This is a genomic window from Flagellimonas sp. (assembly GCF_965215805.1).
Lineage (GTDB): Bacteria > Bacteroidota > Bacteroidia > Flavobacteriales > Flavobacteriaceae > Flagellimonas.
On sequence record NZ_OZ244124.1, the window covers coordinates 1,172,279 to 1,194,371 of the forward strand.

The 22,093-nt window shown below is 41.7% G+C and carries 17 protein-coding genes; 11 read left to right on the forward strand and 6 right to left on the reverse strand.

Annotation, left to right across the window (positions count from 1 at the left end):
- Nucleotides 1-138: 138 nt before the first annotated feature.
- From ACOOE0_RS05230 to ACOOE0_RS05250, 5 genes are all read left to right on the forward strand, one after another.
- Nucleotides 139-3,570 (forward strand): hypothetical protein, encoded by a 3,432-nt coding sequence (locus ACOOE0_RS05230; RefSeq protein ID WP_420401420.1) that lies wholly within the window; start codon nucleotides 139-141, stop codon nucleotides 3,568-3,570.
- Nucleotides 3,563-3,982, forward strand: a complete 420-nt coding sequence (gene ybeY / locus ACOOE0_RS05235) for an rRNA maturation RNase YbeY (RefSeq protein WP_420401421.1) — start codon at nucleotides 3,563-3,565, stop codon at nucleotides 3,980-3,982. Before ACOOE0_RS05230 ends, ybeY begins: the two co-directional genes overlap by 8 nt.
- 2 nt (nucleotides 3,983-3,984) lie before the next feature.
- Nucleotides 3,985-5,853: a tRNA uridine-5-carboxymethylaminomethyl(34) synthesis enzyme MnmG gene (gene mnmG / locus ACOOE0_RS05240; protein ID WP_420401422.1), complete on the forward strand. Its 1,869-nt coding sequence runs from the start codon at nucleotides 3,985-3,987 to the stop codon at nucleotides 5,851-5,853.
- A gap of 149 nt (nucleotides 5,854-6,002) precedes the next feature.
- A complete protein-coding gene (locus tag ACOOE0_RS05245; protein WP_420401423.1) occupies nucleotides 6,003-6,833 on the forward strand; it encodes a class I SAM-dependent methyltransferase in 831 nt (276 codons plus the stop codon).
- 218 nt (nucleotides 6,834-7,051) lie between these two features.
- A complete protein-coding gene (locus ACOOE0_RS05250; RefSeq protein ID WP_420401424.1) occupies nucleotides 7,052-7,558 on the forward strand; it encodes an OmpH family outer membrane protein in 507 nt (168 codons plus the stop codon).
- 53 nt (nucleotides 7,559-7,611) lie between these two features.
- Here ACOOE0_RS05250 and ACOOE0_RS05255 read toward each other — a convergent pair whose 3' ends face one another.
- The 3 genes from ACOOE0_RS05255 to ACOOE0_RS05265 are packed head-to-tail and all read right to left on the reverse strand — an operon-like array spanning nucleotide 7,612 to nucleotide 11,185.
- Nucleotides 7,612-9,603, reverse strand: coding sequence for an amidohydrolase family protein (locus ACOOE0_RS05255; RefSeq protein ID WP_420401425.1), 1,992 nt, complete (start codon nucleotides 9,601-9,603; stop codon nucleotides 7,612-7,614).
- Between the two features lie 22 nt (nucleotides 9,604-9,625).
- A complete protein-coding gene (locus tag ACOOE0_RS05260; protein ID WP_420401426.1) occupies nucleotides 9,626-10,021 on the reverse strand; it encodes a DoxX family protein in 396 nt (131 codons plus the stop codon).
- Nucleotides 10,022-10,033: 12 nt separating this feature from the next.
- A complete protein-coding gene (locus tag ACOOE0_RS05265; RefSeq protein WP_420402198.1) occupies nucleotides 10,034-11,185 on the reverse strand; it encodes an ATP-binding protein in 1,152 nt (383 codons plus the stop codon).
- A 132-nt stretch (nucleotides 11,186-11,317) separates the two neighbouring features.
- On the opposite strand from ACOOE0_RS05265, the gene ACOOE0_RS05270 reads away from it, so the two are divergent.
- From ACOOE0_RS05270 to ACOOE0_RS05280, 3 genes are all read left to right on the forward strand, one after another.
- Nucleotides 11,318-12,508, forward strand: coding sequence for a phosphoglycerate kinase (locus ACOOE0_RS05270; RefSeq protein WP_420401427.1), 1,191 nt, complete (start codon nucleotides 11,318-11,320; stop codon nucleotides 12,506-12,508).
- A 118-nt stretch (nucleotides 12,509-12,626) separates the two neighbouring features.
- Entirely contained in the window at nucleotides 12,627-14,258 is a 1,632-nt protein-coding gene (locus ACOOE0_RS05275; protein ID WP_420401428.1) for a LysM peptidoglycan-binding domain-containing protein, read from the forward strand.
- A 12-nt stretch (nucleotides 14,259-14,270) separates the two neighbouring features.
- Nucleotides 14,271-15,260, forward strand: a complete 990-nt coding sequence (locus ACOOE0_RS05280; RefSeq protein ID WP_420401429.1) for a DUF4837 family protein — start codon at nucleotides 14,271-14,273, stop codon at nucleotides 15,258-15,260.
- Between the two features lie 86 nt (nucleotides 15,261-15,346).
- Here ACOOE0_RS05280 and ACOOE0_RS05285 read toward each other — a convergent pair whose 3' ends face one another.
- The 3 genes from ACOOE0_RS05285 to tatA form a co-directional block, all read right to left on the reverse strand.
- The gene (locus ACOOE0_RS05285) at nucleotides 15,347-15,517 is read right to left on the reverse strand and encodes a DUF6747 family protein (RefSeq protein WP_202619558.1); all 171 of its coding nucleotides are present in this window, start codon (nucleotides 15,515-15,517) and stop codon (nucleotides 15,347-15,349) included.
- A 261-nt stretch (nucleotides 15,518-15,778) separates the two neighbouring features.
- Nucleotides 15,779-17,839, reverse strand: coding sequence for an OmpA family protein (locus ACOOE0_RS05290; RefSeq protein ID WP_420401430.1), 2,061 nt, complete (start codon nucleotides 17,837-17,839; stop codon nucleotides 15,779-15,781).
- Between the two features lie 228 nt (nucleotides 17,840-18,067).
- Complete coding sequence (tatA, locus tag ACOOE0_RS05295; protein ID WP_138836833.1) at nucleotides 18,068-18,262, reverse strand: twin-arginine translocase TatA/TatE family subunit; 195 nt, start codon at nucleotides 18,260-18,262, stop codon at nucleotides 18,068-18,070.
- A 171-nt stretch (nucleotides 18,263-18,433) separates the two neighbouring features.
- Here tatA and ACOOE0_RS05300 point away from each other — a divergent pair, with 171 nt between their 5' ends.
- The 3 genes from ACOOE0_RS05300 (at nucleotide 18,434) to cysD (ending at nucleotide 22,083) form a co-directional block, all read left to right on the forward strand.
- Nucleotides 18,434-19,300, forward strand: coding sequence for a M23 family metallopeptidase (locus ACOOE0_RS05300; protein WP_420401431.1), 867 nt, complete (start codon nucleotides 18,434-18,436; stop codon nucleotides 19,298-19,300).
- The gene (locus ACOOE0_RS05305) at nucleotides 19,301-20,797 is read left to right on the forward strand and encodes a GH3 auxin-responsive promoter family protein (protein WP_420401432.1); all 1,497 of its coding nucleotides are present in this window, start codon (nucleotides 19,301-19,303) and stop codon (nucleotides 20,795-20,797) included. It abuts the gene before it with no gap.
- A 380-nt stretch (nucleotides 20,798-21,177) separates the two neighbouring features.
- Nucleotides 21,178-22,083, forward strand: a complete 906-nt coding sequence (gene cysD, locus ACOOE0_RS05310; RefSeq protein ID WP_420401433.1) for a sulfate adenylyltransferase subunit CysD — start codon at nucleotides 21,178-21,180, stop codon at nucleotides 22,081-22,083.
- Nucleotides 22,084-22,093: the final 10 nt, after the last annotated feature.

Below are 22,093 nucleotides of genomic sequence, written 5' to 3' on the forward strand. Positions count from 1 at the left end.
CATTTTATTTGCCTGCAAAGATAGTTCGGTTTAAAAGATGAAAAAAGGCTAAATCCTATCCGTTTTAGTCTTTTTGTATGGGTTTTAACAAATAATTTTCGATCGTATTGTGTTGTATCGGGTATCTTGGTTATAAATATGAAAAGGTTGGGTGAGTATCGGCACATATTGGATAAGCTAGAGGACTTCTCAAAAAAGTTCTATACCAAGCGCCTAATTAAGGGAACGCTACTTTTCGTGTCCTTGGGCTTGTTGTTTTGGTTGCTTGTTTTGTCCTTGGAATATATGTTGTGGTTGAATCAGCAAGGCAGACTTGCCCTGTTTAGTGTTTTTGTGGTGGTTGAGCTTGTGCTTTTGTATCGCTTCGTTGTTGTTCCGTTGATTTTCTTGTTCGGCTTGAGAAAGGGAATTTCAAACAGGGATGCTGCAAAAGTTATTTCCAGGCATTTTCCGAATGTTAGTGATCGACTTCATAATCTGTTGGATTTAGCAGATGACACAAACTCCAGTGAACTTTTATTGGCTAGTATTGATCAGCGGGCAAAGGAGTTGAAGCCTATACCTTTTGCTCGCGCTGTTAAAGTAATGGAGGGATTTAGATATTGGAGATATTTAATTATTCCTGCTGCGATATTGGTTGGTTTTTGGGTTCTAGGGGATATAAGTTCTTTTATGAGTTCCCATTCTCGAATTGTCAATTATGATGTTGCGTATGAAAGACCCGCTCCTTTTCAGTTTGTTCTGTTAAATGAGAAGCTTGAGGTTTTGGATTCAGAGCCGCTGGAGATTAAAGTGGGAGTTGTAGGGGATGCTGTTCCAGAGGATGTTTTCTTGGTGACTGAGGACAAGGAGATTTTGATGAAGTGGGATGGAAGTTCCTTTGTTCATTTGGTTAATTTACTTGGGGAAGATATCAGCTTTCATTTTACTGCTAATGGTTGGGATTCTAGAGTTTATGAGATACGCAAATTACAGAGTCCTGTTCTAAAGGGTTTTGTCATGAAGTTGAGGTATCCTGGTTATTTAGCTATACCTGATGATGTGATTTCGGGCACGGGTAATGGCGTAGTGCCTGAAGGAACCCGAATAGATTGGTTGATAGAGGGAAGTAATGTTGACGAGGTGAGTTTTGGTTATGCCGACACCTTGGTTTTGATGAATCGATTGGAGGATGGATTTCAATGGCAAAGGCAAATTTTTGATGATTTTAGGTATCAAGTATCAACCTCAAATGGGGATGTTAAGGACTATGAGCGATTGGGATATGAGATAGAGGTAGTTAAGGATGCTTATCCTGCATTGGATATGGAGCAAACTGTGGACTCGTTAAACCCTAATGTGGTTTGGTATACCGGTTTGGCAAATGATGATCATGGAATTAAGGAAGTAAGGGTTGTGTGTAATGTTGTGGGCAGTAAAAATGATTCCCAAAGGCTGGTTTTGGAGCGACCCAATACAGCTGTTAGGGAGTTTTATTACACGTTTCCGTCTGGGTTGAGGCTTGATGAGGGCAAGGATTATTTGATTCATTTTGAGGTGGTTGACAACGATGGTCTTCGAGGTGGAAAAGTTACTAAAAGTCGAACCTTTAGATCCAGAATTTATGATGATAAAGAGCTGAAAAACAGACAGTTAGATTACAACAGACAAGATTTGAGAGATTTTGAAAGGTCTTTGCTGGAGTATAAAAATAATGGGCAGGCGGTAAGTGAGTTTAATAAAAAGGAAGTTGTAGATAAGAAATCGTCTTTTGAAAAGGAAGGGGAGATAAGGGAATTGTTACAAAAGCAGCAGGCCCAGGAATTGATGATGGAGAAATTTGCTAAGGATTTAAAGAGGAGTGTTTCTGAATCTGATGGAAATGATGAGTTTAAGAGAATGCTTGAGGAACGTTTGGAACGGCAGGAGTTGGAAGCTAAGAAAAACAAAAAGTTGTTGGAGGAACTTAACAAGATAGCGGATAAGATTAACAAAGAGGAATTAAAGAGCAAGCTGGAAGAGCTGGGCAAAAAGCAAAGTTCGGGTACTCGGAATCTGGAGCAAATTCTGGAACTGACAAAAAGATATTATGTAACGGAGAAGATGAAGCAGCTTTCGAAGGAACTCGAGAGATTATCTGATGAGCAAAGTAAGCTTTCTGAAGAAGAATTGGGAGGGAATTTGGATGAGGAACAACAAAGGGATTTAAATGATAGGTTTGAACAATTGTCCGAAGAGCTTGATGAACTTAGGAAGGATGATCAGGATTTACGTAAGCCTGTTGGCCTTGATGTTACACCCAAGGATCAAAATAGAGTTAAGGAGGACCAAAAGGAGGCATTGGATGAGATAAAGAGGGGCACTGAAAGTGAACAAGGCACAAATGAGGAGGAAGCAAGGGAAAGAGCCAATAAGGTAAAGCAGAAACAGAAGTCTGCTGCACAGAAAATGAAGGAAATGAGTGAAGCTCTTGGTGATAGCTCTTCTGGAGGGGGTGGGTCGAATATTACGGAGGATGCCGAAATGTTACGGCAGGTGTTGGATAATTTAGTCGTCTTTTCATTCAAGCAAGAAACTTTGTTTGACAAGGTTAGTGAGGCCGATGTTGATATTTCACGCTTCTCGGAAACCGTTAGGGATCAAAAGGAACTTAGGAGACTGTTTGAACATGTGGATGATAGCTTGTTTGCGCTGTCGCTGCGAAGGGTTGAATTATCTGAGTTTGTTAATGAGGAGATAACGGAGGTATATTATAATATTGATAAGGCTTTGGAAAGTATTGCTGACAACCAAATTTATAAGGGCGCTTCATATCAGCAGTATGTGATTAATTCCACCAATTCGTTGGCTGAGTTTTTGGCGGATGTTTTGGGGAATATGCAACAGAGTATGAAGCCTGGTCAAGGAGGTGGTCAGGGCAGTGATTTTCAACTTCCGGACATTATTCAAGGACAGCAGAGTGTAAAGGATAAAATGAACGGTTCCTCAGGTCAGGGTAAATCTGGCAAGGAAGGTGAACAAGGAGGAGAAAATGGAGAAGGTAATGATGGAAATGAAAGTGGAAGGAATGGGAACCGGGAAGGAGGCAAGCAGGGCGGCAATGAAGGTAAAAGCGGTACTGAAGGTAATGGTTCTGAATCTGGCAACCAAAATGCATCTGGTCAGGGCGATGAATTGGGATTGAATGAAATCTATGAGATTTATAAACAACAACAAGCATTGCGGAGGAAATTGGAGGAGCAGTTAAATAATTTGATTGAGAAAGCAGACAGGAATTTGGCTAAGAAGCTGGTTAGGCAGATGGAGGAATTTGAAAACGATTTATTGGAAAACGGGATTACCGAGCGCACCCAAAACAAGGTGAACCAAATACAACATGAGTTGCTGAAACTGGAGAATGCTGCATTGAAACAGGGAGAGAAGAAAGAAAGAGAAAGTGATACCAGTATAGATGAGTTCGCTAACCCTATAACTACCAAGCCGTCACTTTTGAATAGGGGGAACAATAACATTGAGATTTTAAACAGACAAGCCTTACCTTTGCGGCGAAATTATGAAAACAGGGTAAAGGGTTATTTCAACAATGATTGAGTTTCATTACAAAGCGAATTTTGAACTGGAAGAGTCATTAAGGTATGTTGATTGGATAGAAAAGGTTGTTAGTTCTGAAGCTTTTGTATGTGGTGAGATTGATTATATATTTTGTTCGGACGAGTACTTGTTGAACCTTAATCAAGAGTATTTAAACCACGACACTTTTACCGACATAATTACATTTGATTATACAGATACAAACCTGATTTCGGGTGATATTTTTATATCCGTAGACAGGATAAGGGATAATGCAACTAAGTTTGATGTGGCTTTTGAAAATGAGCTTAAGCGGGTGATGGCACATGGAGTGCTGCACCTTATGGGATATAAAGACAAAGGCAGAAATGAGGCCAAAGTCATGCGACAGAAGGAAGATGAAAAGATTAAATTGTTCCACGTGGAACCATAGGTATGTTTGAGAAGGAATATGACGTAATTGTTGTAGGTGGGGGGCATGCAGGAGCTGAAGCTACGGCTGCTGCCGCTAACATGGGGTCTAAGACTTTACTGGTGACTATGAACCTGCAAACCATTGGTCAGATGTCTTGTAATCCGGCCATGGGCGGTATTGCAAAGGGTCAGATTGTAAGGGAAATTGATGCGTTGGGAGGTTATAGCGGAATTATAACAGACAAGTCTGCAATCCAATTTAAGATGCTCAATAAGTCCAAAGGCCCTGCGATGTGGAGCCCTAGAGCACAGAATGACAGAATGAGGTTTGCTGAGGAATGGAGGATTGCTTTGGAAGGTACACCAAATGCAGATTTCTATCAGGAAATGGTGTCTGGACTGTTGGAAGAGAATGGTAAAATCGTTGGGGTCAGAACTTCTTTGGGAATTGATATTAGAGCGAAGGCTGTGGTTCTAACAAACGGAACTTTTTTAAATGGATTGATCCATATTGGTGAGAAGCAATTTGGGGGAGGAAGAGCGGGGGAAAAAGCTGCAACGGGGATTACTGAACAGCTAGTTGATTTTGGTTTTGATAGTGGCAGGATGAAAACGGGAACTCCCCCTAGAGTTGATGGAAGATCTCTAGACTATTCCAAGATGATTCCGCAGCCAGGAGATGTAAAGCCGGAAAAGTTCTCCTATTTGGACACCCAAAAATTGACTTTTCAGAGGGACTGTCATATGACCCATACAAGTGCGTTGGTTCATGACTTGTTGAGGGAAGGTTTTGACCGGTCTCCAATGTTCAACGGAAGAATAAAAAGTGTTGGTCCTAGATATTGTCCGTCCATTGAGGACAAAATTAACCGCTTTGCTGACAAAGATTCCCATCAAATTTTTGTGGAGCCCGAAGGATGGAACACGGTTGAGGTTTATGTAAATGGTTTCTCAACTTCGTTACCAGAGGACATCCAGTATAAGGCACTAAAGTCGGTAAAGGGATTTGAGGAAGTAAAGTTCTTTAGGCCAGGTTATGCGATTGAATATGACTATTTCCCTCCTACTCAACTACGGCACACCTTAGAGACCAAATTGGTGGACAACCTCTACTTTGCGGGTCAGATAAATGGCACTACGGGATATGAGGAGGCGGCATCCCAAGGACTAATGGCAGGAATCAATGCGCATCTTAAGATTAATGGAAAAGAGCCTTTTGTGCTTAAAAGAGATGAAGCCTACATTGGGGTGTTGATTGATGACTTGATTACCAAAGGAACCGAGGAGCCCTATAGGATGTTTACCTCAAGGGCAGAATACAGAACTTTATTACGTCAAGACAATGCTGATTTAAGACTCACTCCCATGAGCCATGAGATTGGATTGGCAACGGAGGAACGAATGAGAAAGATGGAACAAAAAGAAGCTCAGTCTGATAAGTTCATCCAGTTTTTTAGAAAAACCAGTTTTGTTCCTGAGGAGATAAATCCAATTTTAGAATCATTGGATTCTTCCCAAGTGAAACAATCGGATAAGTTGTTTAAAGTTTTTTCCAGACCAAGGGTAACTATGGACCATATGCTACAATTGGAGTCGGTTTCAAAATTCGTGGATGAAAATGATTTAAATTCTGAAATTTTAGAGCAAGCTGAAATACAGGTTAAATATTCAGGTTACATAGAAAAGGAAAAAAACAACGCAGACAAGTTGCATCGTCTAGAAAATGTTCGCATTCCTGAAAACTTTGATTATTCTCAATTAAAATCGCTTTCATCCGAAGCCAGGGAAAAATTAAAAGCAATAAAACCTGTTACAATTTCTCAAGCTTCTAGAATAAGCGGGGTTTCTCCTTCGGATGTTAGTGTTCTTTTGGTTTTCTTAGGAAGATAGCCCAAAATGTTCCACGTGGAACAAAATATACCCTTGATTATTTTACCTGTTTCTTTCAGCTGGGAATATCTAGACAATCTTGTTCTATTCAAACAAGCTTATAGCGTATCTTCGAAATCCCAGAAAAGAAGTTTAGTTGTCACACCTTTATGAAGTTGTTTCTAAAAACCAAAGATTATTCCGTCTCCAATGAGGAGTTTGATTTGCTCTATGATTCGGAATTGGATATGTTGGTTACTCAACCACAACCTGAAAACCTATTTCGATATTACGAAAGTGAAGCCTATATATCCCATACAGACGCTAAGACTTCCGTTGTGGATAAGTTATATCAGCTTGTAAAGGGGTTTAATCTCAGGAAAAAGATTCAAATCGCTGAAAATCAAGGCACTAGAAACAAAAAACTCTTGGATTTCGGTGCTGGAACCGGGGATTTTCTGGCTACTGCAAACCAAAGGGGATTTGAGGTTTATGGGGTGGAACCCAATAAAAAGGCTAGGGACCGGGCGAAACAAAAGGGAATTGAACTTAGCGAAAGCCTTACGGATTTACATAATAGAAAATACGGTGTGATTACACTATGGCATGTGTTGGAACACCTTCCAAATCTGGAAGGGCATCTGAAGGAATTAAAGGAACTTTTAGAGGAGGATGGCTTATTGGTTGTTGCCGTACCCAACTATAAATCCTTTGACGCCAAACACTACAAATCGCATTGGGCCGCCTATGATGCACCTAGACATTTATGGCATTTTTCAAAAACATCCATTTCCAAATTGTTTGAGCGGCATCAAATGGAGGTGATTAAAACACATCCAATGATTTTTGATTCTTTCTACGTATCCCTGTTATCAGAAAAATATAGAGGAAACAAATTTTATTTCTTTAGTGCATTTTTAATTGGTCTATGGTCCAATATAAGTGCGCTTTTTAGCAAAGAGTATTCATCTGTAATTTATCTCATCAAAAAGAGGCAATAGCCATTTTAAGCTGATTTACGGACATTTCGGGCTTTATAGCAAACCTATCTACCCGAGTTCAAAAAATAAGCGCACAGCATGCGTGCTAAGACTTCAGGAAAATAATTGAACCTTATCGATTGCTCTTGGAACAATAGATGTTTTCTATAGCCTTAAATTGAGGCCATAACGACATATCAAAAAGCTTTTCTATTTTAGCGCATCCTTAAAAGAAAAAGATGAAAAAATTAGTGATGGTTGTTTTGGCGATGAGCGCAATGGCTTGTCAGCAGAACAAAATTGGATATGTAGATAATGTTAAACTACTGGACGATTATCAGGAGAAAGTAGATATTGAGGCAAAGTACAAAACCAAGGTTGATGCCTTGACCAAAAAAAGGGATAGTATTTCCCAAGCTTTTCAATTGGAGCTTCAAGCGTTCCAAACTAAATCACAAAAAATGTCCCAAAAAAGTGCTCAGGAAGAGTACGCCTTATTACAACAAAGAGGGCAATTTATGGGGCAGCAACTACAACAGGAAGAACAGCAATTGCAGTTGAGCAGTCAAACCGAAATGGACTCTTTGGTGAGCAAAGTAAGAAAAGAGGTTAAGGAGTATGGGAAGGCCAATGGCTTCACTTATATTCTTACTGGGGGAACAGGAGGCGCTGTGCTTTACGGACAAGACCCTCAAAACCTTACAGATGCCATTGTCAAAATCTTGAACGACAAGTACAAAAAGTAAGACCTAAAATAAAGTCAAATTAGGAAATGGCCCGTTCTTTAGAACGGGCTTTTTTATTTGTAATGTTGAATACCGAGGGATCCATAAAGTTCCTTCGCATCGAAAACTTTACCGTCCTTGATGGTAAGTTCCACCCGTCGGATATCACTGATGTTTTCAACTGGATTTCCATCAACTAAAACCAGGTCGGCCATTTTCCCTTTTTCAACGGATCCCAACCGATCTTCCATACCAACATTTTTTGCGGATACAATCGTGGCAAGTTGAAGTACTTCGTTGGCAGGAATTCCTGCCTTCACATAATTTTCCAGCTCCTTGTGCAAAGCAAATCCTGGCATGGCGTCCGTGCCGGGAAGAAGCGTGATCCCATTGGAATGCAGGTTCTCAAGAATTTCCAAGAGTTTGGAAAAAGAATCCTTGTACTGTTGTTCCTTCCCTTCGGGAACGGGAAGGCCCCCAGAATAATAGCCACGTTGAACTTGGATGGGCAGACGGTCTATTATAGCTTCAAATTGGGGGTCTGGCTCTCCAGCTTTTGTAGAGAACATGCCCTCAAAAATGGAAACTGTGGGATCTATTTCTATTTCTTTCTCCTTTAAAAGTTGGACAAATGCTTTGAATTCGGCCCCATCCAAATCCAAATTATGGGTGTTTTCAGCAACAGCGGAAAACCGCAAAGGTGTTCGGGTATCAATGGTATCGGACAAGAAATTCAAAGCGACCATGTTTACGTGCTGAATCTCATCAAAACCATCTTTTATCGCATCTTCGGCCAACATATGCGCAGGAATATGCCCGCTCAGTTTCATGTCCAAATCATGGGCTTTTTGCGCAAGTGGCTTTACCCAGGAGGGGTCAATGGAACTGTAGAGTTTAATTTGATGATAGCCGTGGTCCTTATAGTTTTGGATTGCTTCTTCCCCTTCGGCAACATTGGTAATGGTAAGGCCAGGTCCAGCAAAGGGCCCTTTCTGATCTATGAACCCAGCCAATGTGACCACCCGAGGCCCAATATTGCTGTTTTCATCAAATTGTTTTTTGATTTCCAGAAGCTCCATGGAATTGGCCATGTCCCTAACCGAGGTCACTCCAGCGGCCAAATGCAATATGCCATCCTCTTTTTGCACATGGCAATGGTTATCAAAAAGCCCTGGCAAAAGCGTTTTTCCAGTTCCATCGATTATTTTGGTTCCTTCGGAAAGGTTTGGAACCACACTGGAAATTGATTCAATTTTGTTCCCATTGACCACCACATATTGGCCAGGAACAACACGCCCATTTTTTGCATCGAACAGGTTCACATTTTGAATCAGGGTTTTGGCTTCGGGAGTTTCTGTTAGTTCCATAGCCAAGGAAGCAAAAAACGCATCTTCCTTTTTCTTCTGGATCTCCAACAGGGATTCAATCATTCCGGAATGTTCTTCGGAAATGATGCTCAACCAAGAAGAGACAGAGGCAAAAATCCGATCATCCTCATCAATCCATTCGTAGAATGGGGTAAACCCAAAACCTGTGATTTCAACTAGGCGCAACGGAATGGAATCCACAGTAATTTTTTCAATGTTTGAAATAGCGGCTATTCCACTGGGGAGCAATTCCACGGTATGGTTTTCAGCAGAGAGCAGGCGACGAATTAACAATTCGTTATCCCCAAGCGTACTGTTTACACTGGAGTAAAACGGACTGCCGTCTGTTTCTTTTTCACCAGCTTCGGAGGTGCTTTTCCATTCTGCTGAGCCATTCAGGTAGGAATAGGTCTCTGCTACGGTATCTTTCAAATAATTGACTCCAGTAATTTCCAAATAAGAAATGTTGCCCGTTTCATCCAATCTGATTTTTTCCAAGATTTCGGGCCCCCTTCCCCGGTCATTAAACTCAAAAGTATATACATAGTTGCCCAAGGAATCCATTGAGCTGGTATGGGAACCGGCAAGGTTGTCGCGCATGTATACTTGATAGGTTTTGGTAGTATAGTCCTTTGTTGTTTCGGATTCTTGACAAGAGACCAAGAGCGCTATCAGAAGTAAGGGAAAACACGTTTTCATGAGGTTGAATTTGACTAAAATGTTATTGTAGAATGTAAACCAAAAAGATGGCCAAAATAAGATAAACCACAATGGTCTTGGCCCCTTCGTAATCCTTTGCAATTCGTTGTCCAAGAAGCAGCATCAATAAGGTGATGGAGGAAAGGACCGCACCACAAAATGCCATGGAGCCGCTTCCAGAATATAGAAATTCATAAATACCGATGGCACATAAAACCCCTGAAGCCAATTCTCCAAAAAGAACCACTCCAAGGAGTACGGGCACCATTGCTTTGAAGACCGTTTTGGAAAAGTGTCCAGTAAGCCAGCTTAGATTGCCCTTCCAATCCAAAATTTTGTCAAATCCGCTCTGTAAAAATGTAATGGTGAGGCCTGCGAGCAAAAGAACTTGTGCCGCATTGGATGTAAAATGTTCCATGATATGTTGGTTTTATGCTGCTTTGGTATGAAGCAGACGAGTTAGTTTTATAGATAGGTCGGTAAAGATGATTTTGGCATTCCCATTGCGTTCCACGTGAAAAATGGCCTTTTCCAACTCCTCAACTATGGCCAAAATGTTGTTTTCATGTACAAATGGAGCAAACTTTTTGAGGTCAAACCCCTCCAAATGGATTTTTAGATAAACCAAATCATTGGCATTGTAATTCAGAAGCAGGGCTTGTCTCATAACAGTAAGGCAATAGTGTAAAAACTGCTTTTGCACTTCCCGTCCGGTTTTGGCCACTTCATCACTCCACATAATGAGTTCTTGAATTGCAGCTTTATTGCCTTTTGCCTTAAAGGCGCTTCTTACCCATTGCACAAACCAGCGTTCAAAAACTAAATCTTCAGAATCTTTATTGAGCAGATCCAGTGCCTTGTTGTAGTTGCCATTGGCTTCTTGTGCCATCGAATTGGCTTCGGCATCGGCCACACCCTTTTGTAGCAATGCATTTAGGATTGCAGTTTCTGGCAGGGGCGGAAAATGTAAAATCTGACAGCGCGAGCGAATGGTGTTGATGATCAACTCCTCATCCTCCGCAATTAGAAGAATAACTGTTTTTTCTGGCGGCTCCTCAATTAATTTTAGCAGTTTGTTGGAGGCGGAGATGTTCATTTTTTCGGCCATCCAGATGATCAAAACCTTGTATCCCCCCTCATAAGATTTTAAGGAGAGTTTTTTAACCACATCCTGAGCCTCGTCAACCCCAATTTGACCTTGCTTCTTTTCTATCCCAATCAAGCGGTACCAATCAAAGAGATTTCCATAAGGTTGATTCTGCACAAACTGTCGCCATTCTTCCAGATAATGATCGCTGACCGCATGGGATTTAACTTTATCTGAATTGGAAACAGGAAATGCAAAATGAAGATCGGGATGGGTCAGTGAATGGCACTTGGTATTACAGATCAGGTCGCTTCCCTCATTTTCTCCGTCAGTATTTCCGCAAAGAAGATATTGTGCATAAGCAATGGCCATGGGAAGTGTTCCGCAACCCTCTGGGCCAACAAAAAGTTGGGCATGCGCAACCCGTCCGGTTTCTGCCGTGGTCACCAGGTGTTTTTTTATGTGCTCGAGGCCCAAAACGTCTTTGAACAGCATAAGCCAAAGATACATTTTTTAGGTTCTGTGTGGTTTCCCATCTTTTTTGTTGAAAGTTTAAAAATATGGCCCATCCCCAAGGCAGGAAAAGTAGGAAATCTTTACATTTGGGCTTACCTTAAACCAAGATAGATGAAGACCATAGACGATTATAATTTTGAAGGGAAGAAAGCACTGATCCGTGTTGATTTTAATGTACCGTTGGACGGGGATTTCAATGTTACCGATACCAGTAGAATTGAGGCAGCAAAGCCAACCATTCTTAAGGTTTTGGAAGACGGTGGGGCTGCTGTTCTGATGAGTCATTTGGGCAGACCTAAAGGACAGGCCAATCCGGACATGTCATTGTCCCATATCGTTGAAAAGGTTTCAGAAATTATTGGGGTACAGGTAAAATTTGTGAATGATTGTATTGGAGACACTGTTGAAGCTGCTGTCTCTGAGTTACAGGATGGCGAGGTATTGCTTTTGGAAAACCTTCGTTTTTATGCACAAGAGGAGAAAGGGGATCCAAGTTTTGCAGAATCGCTTTCCCGGTTAGGGGACATTTATGTAAATGATGCCTTTGGAACGGCGCATAGAGCACATGCCTCCACAACCATTGTAGCCAACTATTTTGCGGATGCCAAATGTTTTGGGTATTTGTTGGCCAAGGAAATCAAAGCGATTGAAAAGGTGATGCAAACGGGGGAAAAACCTGTTACCGCCATTTTGGGCGGGGCCAAAGTTTCGTCCAAGATTACCATTATCGAAAATATTTTGGACAAGGTAGATAACTTGATCATTGGTGGCGGAATGACCTATACGTTTGTCAAAGCCAAGGGAGGTACGGTAGGCGATTCCATCTGCGAGGACGACAAAATGGAATTGGCCCTGGATATTTTAAAGCAGGCCGATGAAAAAGGAGTAAAGATTCATTTGCCTGTGGACGTTTTGGCCGCAGACACATTTGACAATAATGCCAATACCCAGTTTTTGGATGTGAACCAGATTCCCGATGGCTGGCAGGGCCTGGATGCCGGACCACAAACCCTGGAAAACTTCAAGCAAGTTATTTTGGAATCCAAGACCATACTTTGGAATGGACCTGTAGGTGTTTTTGAAATGGAAAGCTTTGCCAAGGGAACCATCTCCGTAGGAAATGCCATTGACGAAGCTACCCAAAGCGGGGCGTTTTCTTTGGTTGGCGGAGGGGACTCCGTAGCCGCCGTGAAGCAATTTGGGTTTCAGGACAAGGTCAGTTATGTATCTACAGGAGGAGGCGCCATGCTGGAGAGTTTAGAGGGAAGAACCCTCCCTGGAATTGCTGCAATATTGGGCTAACCCACACGTTATGAATTAATAGGAGAAATCCTAAAAGTGTTAGGTTTTTGGCCGAAAACTTTAATTTTTCGGAAAAAAACCCCATTTTCGTTTGCCCCAAAATCAAACCCAATCCAGCATGAACCAAGTTTTTAGAAAAGCTGTTGTAGTGGCGCTGATATTCTCGGCTCCATTGATGAACGCCCAAGAGGCCAAGTCTACAGAGACTGCCCAAACCGATTCTGGGGAGCAAAATACACAGATTACCGATTCCGTTTCTACCCCCAATGCAAGCTCATTCGAGATAAAAAATACCGAAAAACCCATTGATGGTGTTCAGGTGATTGAAACCAATGGTGAAAAAAAGTATGTCTTAAAGGACAGGGAGGAAGCCAGGAAATATGACAGTCTTTGGTTAAGGGAATTGTATAAGAGTGCCCAGCTGTTCAGCGAGTTGGAGCTGGAAATTATCAACCCGAACGAGGAAGAAATTGAAATGGTAGACCTGCCAACGGATACACTCAAGGCAAGGTTGGCCCTTTTGGACGAGAAAACACCCTTCAATATTTCATACAACTCTTCTTTGGAATCTGTTATCAAATCCTTTTTGGTTAGAAAGAAGGACTTGATGCAGCGCATGATCACGGCAAGCCAATTTTACTTTCCATTATTTGAACAGGAACTGGACAATCATGATATTCCGTTGGAAATAAAATATTTGGCCATTGTGGAATCTGCCCTAAACCCAAAGGCGCGTTCCCGAGTTGGGGCAAAAGGTCTTTGGCAGTTTATGTACGGCACGGGAAAAATGTATGGTTTGGATGTGAGCAGTTATGTGGATGAACGCCATGACCCCATTTTGGCCACCAAGGCTGCCAGTAAATATTTGTCCAAATTGTATGACATTTTCAATGATTGGGATTTGGCTCTTGCTGCCTATAATTCTGGCCCAGGAAACGTGAACAAGGCCATTAGACGTTCTGGGGGATATAAAAACTATTGGAACATCCGTAGAAATCTTCCCCGTGAAACAGCAGGGTATTTACCCGCGTTTTTGGCTACCATGTACATTTTTGAATATGCGGAGGAGCACGGACTTCATTATAAAAAGGCAGAACGCCCTTATTTTGAAACCGATACAATCCATGTAAAGCAACTGATAACCTTTGACCAGATTTCCAAGCTGGTGGATATAAGCACGGAAGAACTGGAAATGTTGAATCCTTCCTACAAGCTCAACATCATTCCAAAGGTAAAGGGGAAGGACTACGTATTGCGATTACCAGTAACCAAAATTGGCCAGTTTGTAAGCAATGAAGATGAGATTTATGCTTTTGTAAAAAAGGAGCTGGATTCCCTGGAAAAACCTTTACCCCAATTTGTAGAAACCAAGAATCAGATTCGCTATAAGGTTAGAAGTGGGGATTATTTAGGAAAGATTGCAGAGCGATACGGCGTTGGGGTTAGCCAGATCAAAAGATGGAATGGATTGCGAAGCAATAACTTGAGAATTGGGCAGCGACTGACTATTTTCCCAAGAAAACCCTATATCCCTAGAAAAACAACATCCAAATCTACGGCCTCAAAGGCCAGTTCTGGTTCGGTGGCTAGCGGCAACAAGGTTCATACGGTGCAAGAAGGGGACTCCCTTTGGACCATTTCCAGAAAATATCCTGGAGTTTCCATTGAAAATCTTCGAGAATGGAACGGTCTTAGCGGGAACAATCTTAAACCCGGCACAAAACTAAAATTGTGCGATTGTTCTTCGTAAATTGAACACGATATGAAAAAACTTGGAACACTATGCTTCACCATTTTTCTTTTGGTGGGGATATCATGTGGGGATTCTGGCCCCAAACAACGCTTTTTGCCGCCCTCAACAGGGGGAATCAATTCTTTGATGGTTGTAATGGATACCGAACTCTGGAAGGGCGGTATAGGAGATAAGGTAAGGGAGCATTTTGCCGCGCCTATACTAGGTCTTCCCAGGGCAGAACCGAAGTTTACCATCACCCAAATACCCCCTCAAGTATTCAAAGGAGCAACAGCTTATTCGCGATCTGTTCTTTTTCTGGAACAGGATTCGGTATCCGCAGCGCACATAAAGACAAATGTGTATGCCAAACCTCAAAGGATTGCAGTGGTTACTGGGGAAACCTATAACGATTTGGCCGGTAATTTGGACTCCATTGCTGGAATGGCCATTGCCGCTTTTAAAAAGGTGGAGATTGCAGAGGCCCAACGTAGGTTTACCCGCTCTCTTACCAAAGAAACGGTTTTCGAAGATGAATTTGGAATCAGTTTAAAGGTACCTTCGCTGTATACAGTTGGAAAGCATGAAGATAATTTTGTTTGGATGGATATCCAGATACCCAAAGGCTCCATGAATATTCTGGCCTATGAAATGCCTTGGGACAGTTTTGCCACGGACTCCACTTTTGTGCAGGATATTGTAAAAATGAGGGACAGTATTGGAAAGAAATACATTCCAGGACCTTATGATGGCACTTATATGATTACGGAAAAGGCTTTTTCGCCCTATGTTTTCCCGGCTCAAGTTGGTGGAAAGAAGGCAGCAGAAACAAGAGGAACCTGGGAAATTGAGGGTTATCCAATGGCAGGCCCTTTCGTCACCTATATTATCAACGATAAGGAGAACAATCGAAAAATGGTACTGGAAGGTTTCACCTTTGCCCCTAATGAGGAAAAGCGTGATTATATGTTTCAGCTGGAGGCCATCTTAAAGACAGTAGAGTTCAAATCTGGCCCTTGAAGTAATTGGATAAAACAAAAACAGAAAAGCCCAGTATGCCGGAACATACCGGGCTTTTTTGTTCTCTAAATGCTTAAACGTATTTTTTAGTCAAAGGCAAATCCTGTAGCAATTCTGTAAACAAAAGCATAAAGAACTATAAAGAACATGATGAAACAGAACCAGGAAAAGGCCTTAAAATATTTTTCCAAGAGAATATGACCTAAGTTTCGGAATCCCTCTAAGTAGATTTCTTTAATGAGTAATAGTTTTTTCATAAGTATAAGTTTTAAGATTTAAAGACATTACAAAGATTATGCAAGCTCAAACGGATTGGAAAACAACGGGATGAACGGGCGTAAAAATTTGATTAATGCAATCAAATTCTTAGAAAACCCCACTAACGTAAAACTTTCATCGACCAACGGTAAAGGGAAGGATGTTGCTTTATCGAGGGACTTGATCGATAAAGTGCATGGACGGATTTATAAACTAAAAAAGGCCCCGTTTTCGGGGCCCAATATTTGGTTGATTAGTTGTTACATGTTCACAATGATGAATTCCGATCGGCGGTTTTCGCTGTGTTTTATTCTGCCGCACCGTACTCCATCTGAGCAGTCGTTGAGCAGCTGCTCCTCTCCGTAGCCCACAGCACTTTCTATTCTGCCGGGGTCTATCCCATGTGCAATAATATAATCCCGTGTTGATTTAGCCCGTTTGTCAGACAGGTATTTGTTGTACGCACGGGTACCAATGGCATCCGTATGGGATTCAATTTTGATGACCATATCGGGGTATTCGGTCATGACCGCTACTAGTTTGTCCAATTCTTGCGCTGCTCTAGGTTTAATGTTGAATTTATCAAAATCAAAGTAGATGGTTTCCACCTCCAACTTTAAGACTCCCTCATCTTCCGCAATAATTTCTTCCAAGGGTTTAAGCGATTGTATCAATGAGATATCCTCATTTTCTTTGGTATCTACGTTGGTGGTAGCATCAAAATAGCCCTTTTTCACAGTTTTTAATGTGTATCTGGAAACTGGTTGAAGGTTTTTAAAGATGAAGCTTCCATCTGGCTGCGTCTGCAATTGTGCAACTTGGATGTCGTCCTTATCGAAAAGCATCACTTCGGCCTCGGTTATGGCTTCACCCGTTAGGTCGTCCAAAACATTTCCAGAAATGGCATTTAGATTGAGGATGTTTTTAAAGGAATAGATATCATCATCTCCCTTGCCTCCTTTTCGGTTGGAAGCAAAATATCCTTTTTCACCACTTTCTTCTATAATATAGGAGAAATCGTCTCGATTACTGTTTATGGGTTCTCCAAGGTTGATACCTACACTAAAGATCCCATCAACATGATCAGACTTATAAATGTCCAATCCACCAAGCCCCATGGTTCGGTCTGAAGAGAAGTAAAGCGCATCATTGGTGATGTAGGGAAACATTTCCTTTTTGCTGGTGTTAACGGTCCGCCCCAGGTTTTGAGGCTCAGAAAATTTCCCATTCTCAAGAATGTCCGCTACGTAAACATCAGTTCCCCCAAATCCACCTGGTCTGTCAGAAACAAAATAGATTTTTTTGCCATCAGGACTCACTGAAGGATGCCCTGTGGAGTAATCCTCGCTGTTAAAAGGCAATTCAACAGCCTTGGTCCATTCGCCATCCACTAGTTGGGACTTATAAATTTTAAGGTGGTTGATTCCATTTTTGCCCCGCTTTAATTTTTTCCCATAGTTGTTGCGGGTAAAATAGATGGTTTTTTGATCTGGGGAGAAGGAAACAGAAGCTTCGTGATATTTGGTATTGATTTTCCTTGAGAACTTTTTGGGTTGGGTCAGGTTGTCGTTCTCAACATCCGCTTTTGCCACATAAAGGTCCAAAAACGGTTGGTTGTTCCAGCGGTATTTTCGGGTAGTCAGAAAGGAGGAATCCAACGAAGAAGCAAAAACCACCTCAGAATCATTATGGAACATGGGTGAAAACTCGGAATATTTGGAGTTAATGGCCAAATTCTTGACCTCTACCAATCGGGGACTCTTCCAAGTGGTTGGGTCTTTCCCTAGTTCGTTCAAGGGCTCGTTTCTTTTTTGCCTAAACAACTTGGTTAGTTTGGCCGCCCTGCGGTAACGCCCTGTGCCCTTAAGTGCATGGGCATATTTAAAAAACTTTTCCTCGGAGATATCGTCGGTAAAGGTCAAATACAATTCGTGGTACCACTTATAGGCCTTTTCCATATTGCCTGAGAAGTAGTGTGAGTCCCCTGCTCTTGACAACAGCTCAAAAGTGTGCTCTGCTTCACTTTTTTCAAGAACAATGTCGAAAATGCGCGCTGCTTCTGCATACCACATCTTATCAAAAAATTCGTTGGCTTGCTTTATGAGCTTTTCCGTTACTCCTTTTTTACGGACAAATTTGGAAAGGGATTTATTGCTCATCCCTTCCAGATGTTTTAAAAATGCGGTTTGAGAGGAATATGTTTCGCGAACGCCCTGGGTTTCCTTATATAGATCTTCATCCTCAAATTGCAAAAAGGACACAGATTGGGCATTAAGCCCCAAGGCCAGCATTAGGAATAAAATAAAAATAGGTCTTTTCATAGTCCCTCCTTCTGAACTACACACCATTTGGTATGGTTGCTACATAGGCCTTTAACCTATTAGTAGCATATCTACCGCTAAAATAAAATATGGTATTAGCGCGAATAAGTTTTTGTTGTGAAAGGGGGGAATTATGGCATGAACTAGGCAAATATGTTGTTTTTCATCGACAATCCCCTATAAATACTGGGAATTTGTGAGTAAGAAAAATCTGCCAAAAAAATGGATTTAAGCTTCGGGTTCCTTGCCGCTTTCCAGCTTTTCGTCTTCTTTGGAAGCATCTTTGAATTCTTTAATGCCGCTTCCCAAACCGCGCATGAGTTCTGGGATTTTTTTGCCTCCAAACAGCAAAAGAACAACTACCACAATAAGTACAATTTGCCATGGGCCTAGCATACCAAGAAAAAAAGTTTGAGCAATCATAATCGCAATGCCTTTAAATGAACGGTAAAATTAGTAAAAAGAACTGTAAGGCTCTAGGTGATTAACGAAAATTAGCAGTTCCAGCTGTTTCTGGAACAAATAGTTGCCAGCGAAGGGGGTTTTATAAAAGCTTAACATCTATATAAAAATCTAAGGCTATCTTTGTCCATCATGGCAAAGGACAAGAAGAGAAAAGAATTCAAGCAAAAGCTTCTACACAAGTATCGCTTGGTGATTTTGAACGAGAGCACTTTTGAGGAAAAAATCTCATTTAAGCTAAGCAGACTCAATGTTTTTGTTACCGGAACTCTTTTTATAATCGTCCTAATAGGACTGACCACCTTGATCATTGCCTTTACACCTCTTCGGGAATATATTCCCGGCTATTCTTCTACTCGACTAAAAAGACAGGCTACGGAGCTTACCTATAAGACGGATTCCTTGGTAACTGTTCTGAATTATACCAATAGGTATTTGGACAATGTCCGTTTAGTGCTGAGAGGAGACGTGGAAAACAATGAGGTCAACAGGGATTCGCTTTTTGAAAAGTACAAATTAGACCCTTCAACGGTGGATTTAACTCCTATTCGGGAGGATTTGCTGCTTCGGGAAGAAGTAGATCTTGAAGATAAGTACAATCTTTTCGAAAGAAACATTGAAAATGTTGGCACCTTACTGTTTGCTCCCTTAAGCGGAACATTGTCCCAAGGCTTTGATCCCAACAACAAGCATTATGCGGTGGATGTTGTGGCACCCAAGGACACTCCCGTTAAGTCCATAGCCGATGGAACGGTACTTTTTTCAGAATGGACGGCCGAGACGGGCTATGTAATCATTGTTAAACACCAGGATGACTTGACTTCCGTGTACAAACACAATGGCTCCTTGAGCAAATCACAGGGAGACTTGGTGAGAGCTGGGGAAGTGATTGCTTCTATTGGAAACACTGGCGAGTTGACTACAGGCCCCCATCTTCATTTTGAACTCTGGAAAAAGGGCAAGCCCGTGAATCCATTAAATTATATCGACTTCAAATAAATGTCCCTAAAGTCATTTGCAGCAAAACTTTTTGCCAAAAGAATAGCCAAAAAAACAAGGGCATGGTCCAGCAACCCTGTCCAAGTTCAGGATCGGCTATTTCAAAATCTTATTGCGAGGGCCAAAAACACCCAGTTTGGTTTAGATCATGGTTTTAATGGGATTAAATCACATTCGGATTTTACCAGGCAGGTTCCTGTACGGGACTATGAGGAGCTCAAAGCCTACGTTCATAGAATTATTGATGGCGAAAATGATGTGTTATGGCCAGAAAAGCCGGTCTACTTTGCAAAAACTTCGGGAACTACTTCAGGAGCCAAATACATACCCATTACCAGGGAATCCATTAAACATCAGGTTGAGGCCTCCAGAAATGCAATTCTGAGTTACATCCATGAGACTGGCAATGCAGATTTTGTGGATGGCCGTATGATTTTTTTACAGGGAAGTCCGGAATTGGAAGAAAAAGGAGGCATAAAATTGGGACGACTTTCCGGAATATCGGCCCATTACGTTCCCAACTATCTACAGAAAAACAGGCTACCTAGCTGGGAGACTAATTGTATTGAAGATTGGGAAACCAAAGTGGATAAAATTGTAGAGGAGACCGAAAATGAAAACATGACGGTGATTGCCGGCATTCCGTCCTGGGTCCAGATGTACTTTGAAAAATTGAATGCGAAATCAGGCAGGAAGGTCGGGGAGCTGTTCAAAAATTTTCAGTTGTTCATTTATGGAGGAGTGAATTACGAACCTTACAGGGCCAAATTTGAGGAATTGATGGGCAAAAAGGTGGACAGTATTGAATTGTTCCCTGCAAGCGAAGGTTTCTTTGCTTATCAGGACTCACAGAAGGAAGAGGGAATGCTCCTATTGCTCAATGCGGGAATTTTCTATGAATTTATCAAGGCGGACGAGTTTTTTGACGAAAACCCCAAACGAATAACCATTAAGGATGTGGAAGTTGGTGTGGACTACGCCATGATTATTTCCACCAATGCGGGGTTATGGGCCTACAACCTAGGAGATACCGTTCGGTTTGTTTCTGCAAAACCCTATAGGGTGGTGGTATCTGGGCGAATCAAACATTTCATTTCTGCTTTTGGCGAGCATGTGATTGCCAAAGAAGTGGAGCAAGCCATTCAAACCGCCATTTCAAAGTCAGATGCCATAGTAAATGAATTTACTGTGGCTCCCCAGACCTCCCCGCCCACTGGAGAACTTCCCTATCACGAATGGCTCATAGAATTTGAAAAGCAACCCTCAGATGTGCCGACCTTCATATCCCATTTGGAAGAAAGTATGAAGGGCCAAAACAGCTATTATTTGGATTTGATCGCTGGAAATATTCTACAACCGCTAAAAATTTCCAAAGTACAAACAGGCGGATTCCAAGAATACATGAAGACCATTGGCAAACTGGGCGGACAAAACAAGGTGCAACGCCTTTCCAACGATCGCAAGGTGGCAGAAGGCCTACAGCCTTTTCTCTTGTAGAATTCATGAATTATTTTGATTCGATTTCATGAGGTAACCACTTGACACCTCAAGTCAATTAAATATACTGTAAGCGTAAAACGAGTAGCGGCAATAAAGATTTTTGAACAAGCGGGAACCCCCTTTGCGAATTTTATCAGGTAGGGATAACTCTTAAAACTTGATTTTATAACACTTTCTATTCAATTCGGGCATAAAAACATACAGGTTAAAGGTTGAAAATATCTTAAGAGGGATTAATTTTGACTTGTGGTTGGCAGAATCTTTCCGAATGCTCCCTAAAGATTTGGAAACCAATTAAAAAAGGTAAAGCAAAAAGTGATCGGATAGCATCGAAATCAACTATCGGGCTATTCGTGAAAAATTAGAACATAAGAAACATGAGCAAATACTATTTGAACTATCTGGATGAACTGGAATCAGAGGCCATATATGTACTTCGTGAGGTATGGGCGCAATTTCAAAATCCAGTGATTTTATTTTCGGGCGGGAAGGACTCCATTGTCGTGACCCATTTGGCGAAAAAAGCGTTTCATCCTAGCAAAATCCCATTTGCCCTGATGCATGTTGACACGGGCCATAATTTCCCGGAGACCATAAAATTTAGGGACGACCTTATAAGTGATTTGGGGGTTAGGTTAATTGTGGGTTCGGTTCAAGAATCCATTGATACTGGAAGAGTTGCCGAGGAAAAAGGAAAAAACGCCACACGGAACGCACTTCAGATTACCACCCTTTTGGATGCCATTGAAACCAACAAGGTGGATTGCGCTATTGGTGGAGGTCGAAGGGATGAGGAAAAGGCCAGGGCCAAGGAGCGCTTCTTTTCGCACCGTGATGATTTTGGTCAGTGGGATCCCAAGAACCAAAGGCCCGAATTATGGAACCTTTTCAACGGAAAGCACTTTGAAGGGGAGCACTTTAGGGCATTTCCAATTAGCAATTGGACGGAAATGGACGTTTGGAACTACATCAACCGGGAAAATATAGAAATCCCATCCCTGTATTTCGCCCACAAAAGGGAAGTGGTGTGGAGAAATGATTCCTGGATTCCAAATTCCGAGTTTTTAAAGTTGGAGGACGACGAAAAAATTGAAACTAAAAGAATTCGATTCAGAACCCTAGGGGACATTACCATTACGGGGGGTATTGAATCGGATGCGGATACTGTGGAAAAAATTGCCCAAGAAGTGGCCGCTATGCGGAAAACGGAAAGGGGTAACCGAAGCGACGACAAACGTTCGGAAACTGCCATGGAGGATAGAAAAAAGCAAGGTTATTTTTAGACAAGCAGAC

Coding starts and splice junctions, on each gene's coding strand:
- cysD (WP_420401433.1), top strand. CDS start 21,178: ATGAGCAAATACTATTTGAACTATCTGGATGAACTGGAATCAGAGGCC.
- ACOOE0_RS05290 (WP_420401430.1), bottom strand. CDS start 17,839: ATGAAAAGACCTATTTTTATTTTATTCCTAATGCTGGCCTTGGGGCTT.
- mnmG (WP_420401422.1), top strand. CDS start 3,985: ATGTTTGAGAAGGAATATGACGTAATTGTTGTAGGTGGGGGGCATGCA.
- ACOOE0_RS05300 (WP_420401431.1), top strand. CDS start 18,434: ATGGCAAAGGACAAGAAGAGAAAAGAATTCAAGCAAAAGCTTCTACAC.
- ACOOE0_RS05275 (WP_420401428.1), top strand. CDS start 12,627: ATGAACCAAGTTTTTAGAAAAGCTGTTGTAGTGGCGCTGATATTCTCG.
- ACOOE0_RS05265 (WP_420402198.1), bottom strand. CDS start 11,185: ATGCTGTTCAAAGACGTTTTGGGCCTCGAGCACATAAAAAAACACCTG.
- ACOOE0_RS05250 (WP_420401424.1), top strand. CDS start 7,052: ATGAAAAAATTAGTGATGGTTGTTTTGGCGATGAGCGCAATGGCTTGT.
- ACOOE0_RS05255 (WP_420401425.1), bottom strand. CDS start 9,603: ATGAAAACGTGTTTTCCCTTACTTCTGATAGCGCTCTTGGTCTCTTGT.
- ACOOE0_RS05245 (WP_420401423.1), top strand. CDS start 6,003: ATGAAGTTGTTTCTAAAAACCAAAGATTATTCCGTCTCCAATGAGGAG.
- ybeY (WP_420401421.1), top strand. CDS start 3,563: ATGATTGAGTTTCATTACAAAGCGAATTTTGAACTGGAAGAGTCATTA.
- ACOOE0_RS05270 (WP_420401427.1), top strand. CDS start 11,318: ATGAAGACCATAGACGATTATAATTTTGAAGGGAAGAAAGCACTGATC.
- ACOOE0_RS05280 (WP_420401429.1), top strand. CDS start 14,271: ATGAAAAAACTTGGAACACTATGCTTCACCATTTTTCTTTTGGTGGGG.
- ACOOE0_RS05305 (WP_420401432.1), top strand. CDS start 19,301: ATGTCCCTAAAGTCATTTGCAGCAAAACTTTTTGCCAAAAGAATAGCC.
- ACOOE0_RS05285 (WP_202619558.1), bottom strand. CDS start 15,517: ATGAAAAAACTATTACTCATTAAAGAAATCTACTTAGAGGGATTCCGA.
- ACOOE0_RS05230 (WP_420401420.1), top strand. CDS start 139: ATGAAAAGGTTGGGTGAGTATCGGCACATATTGGATAAGCTAGAGGAC.
- ACOOE0_RS05260 (WP_420401426.1), bottom strand. CDS start 10,021: ATGGAACATTTTACATCCAATGCGGCACAAGTTCTTTTGCTCGCAGGC.
- tatA (WP_138836833.1), bottom strand. CDS start 18,262: ATGATTGCTCAAACTTTTTTTCTTGGTATGCTAGGCCCATGGCAAATT.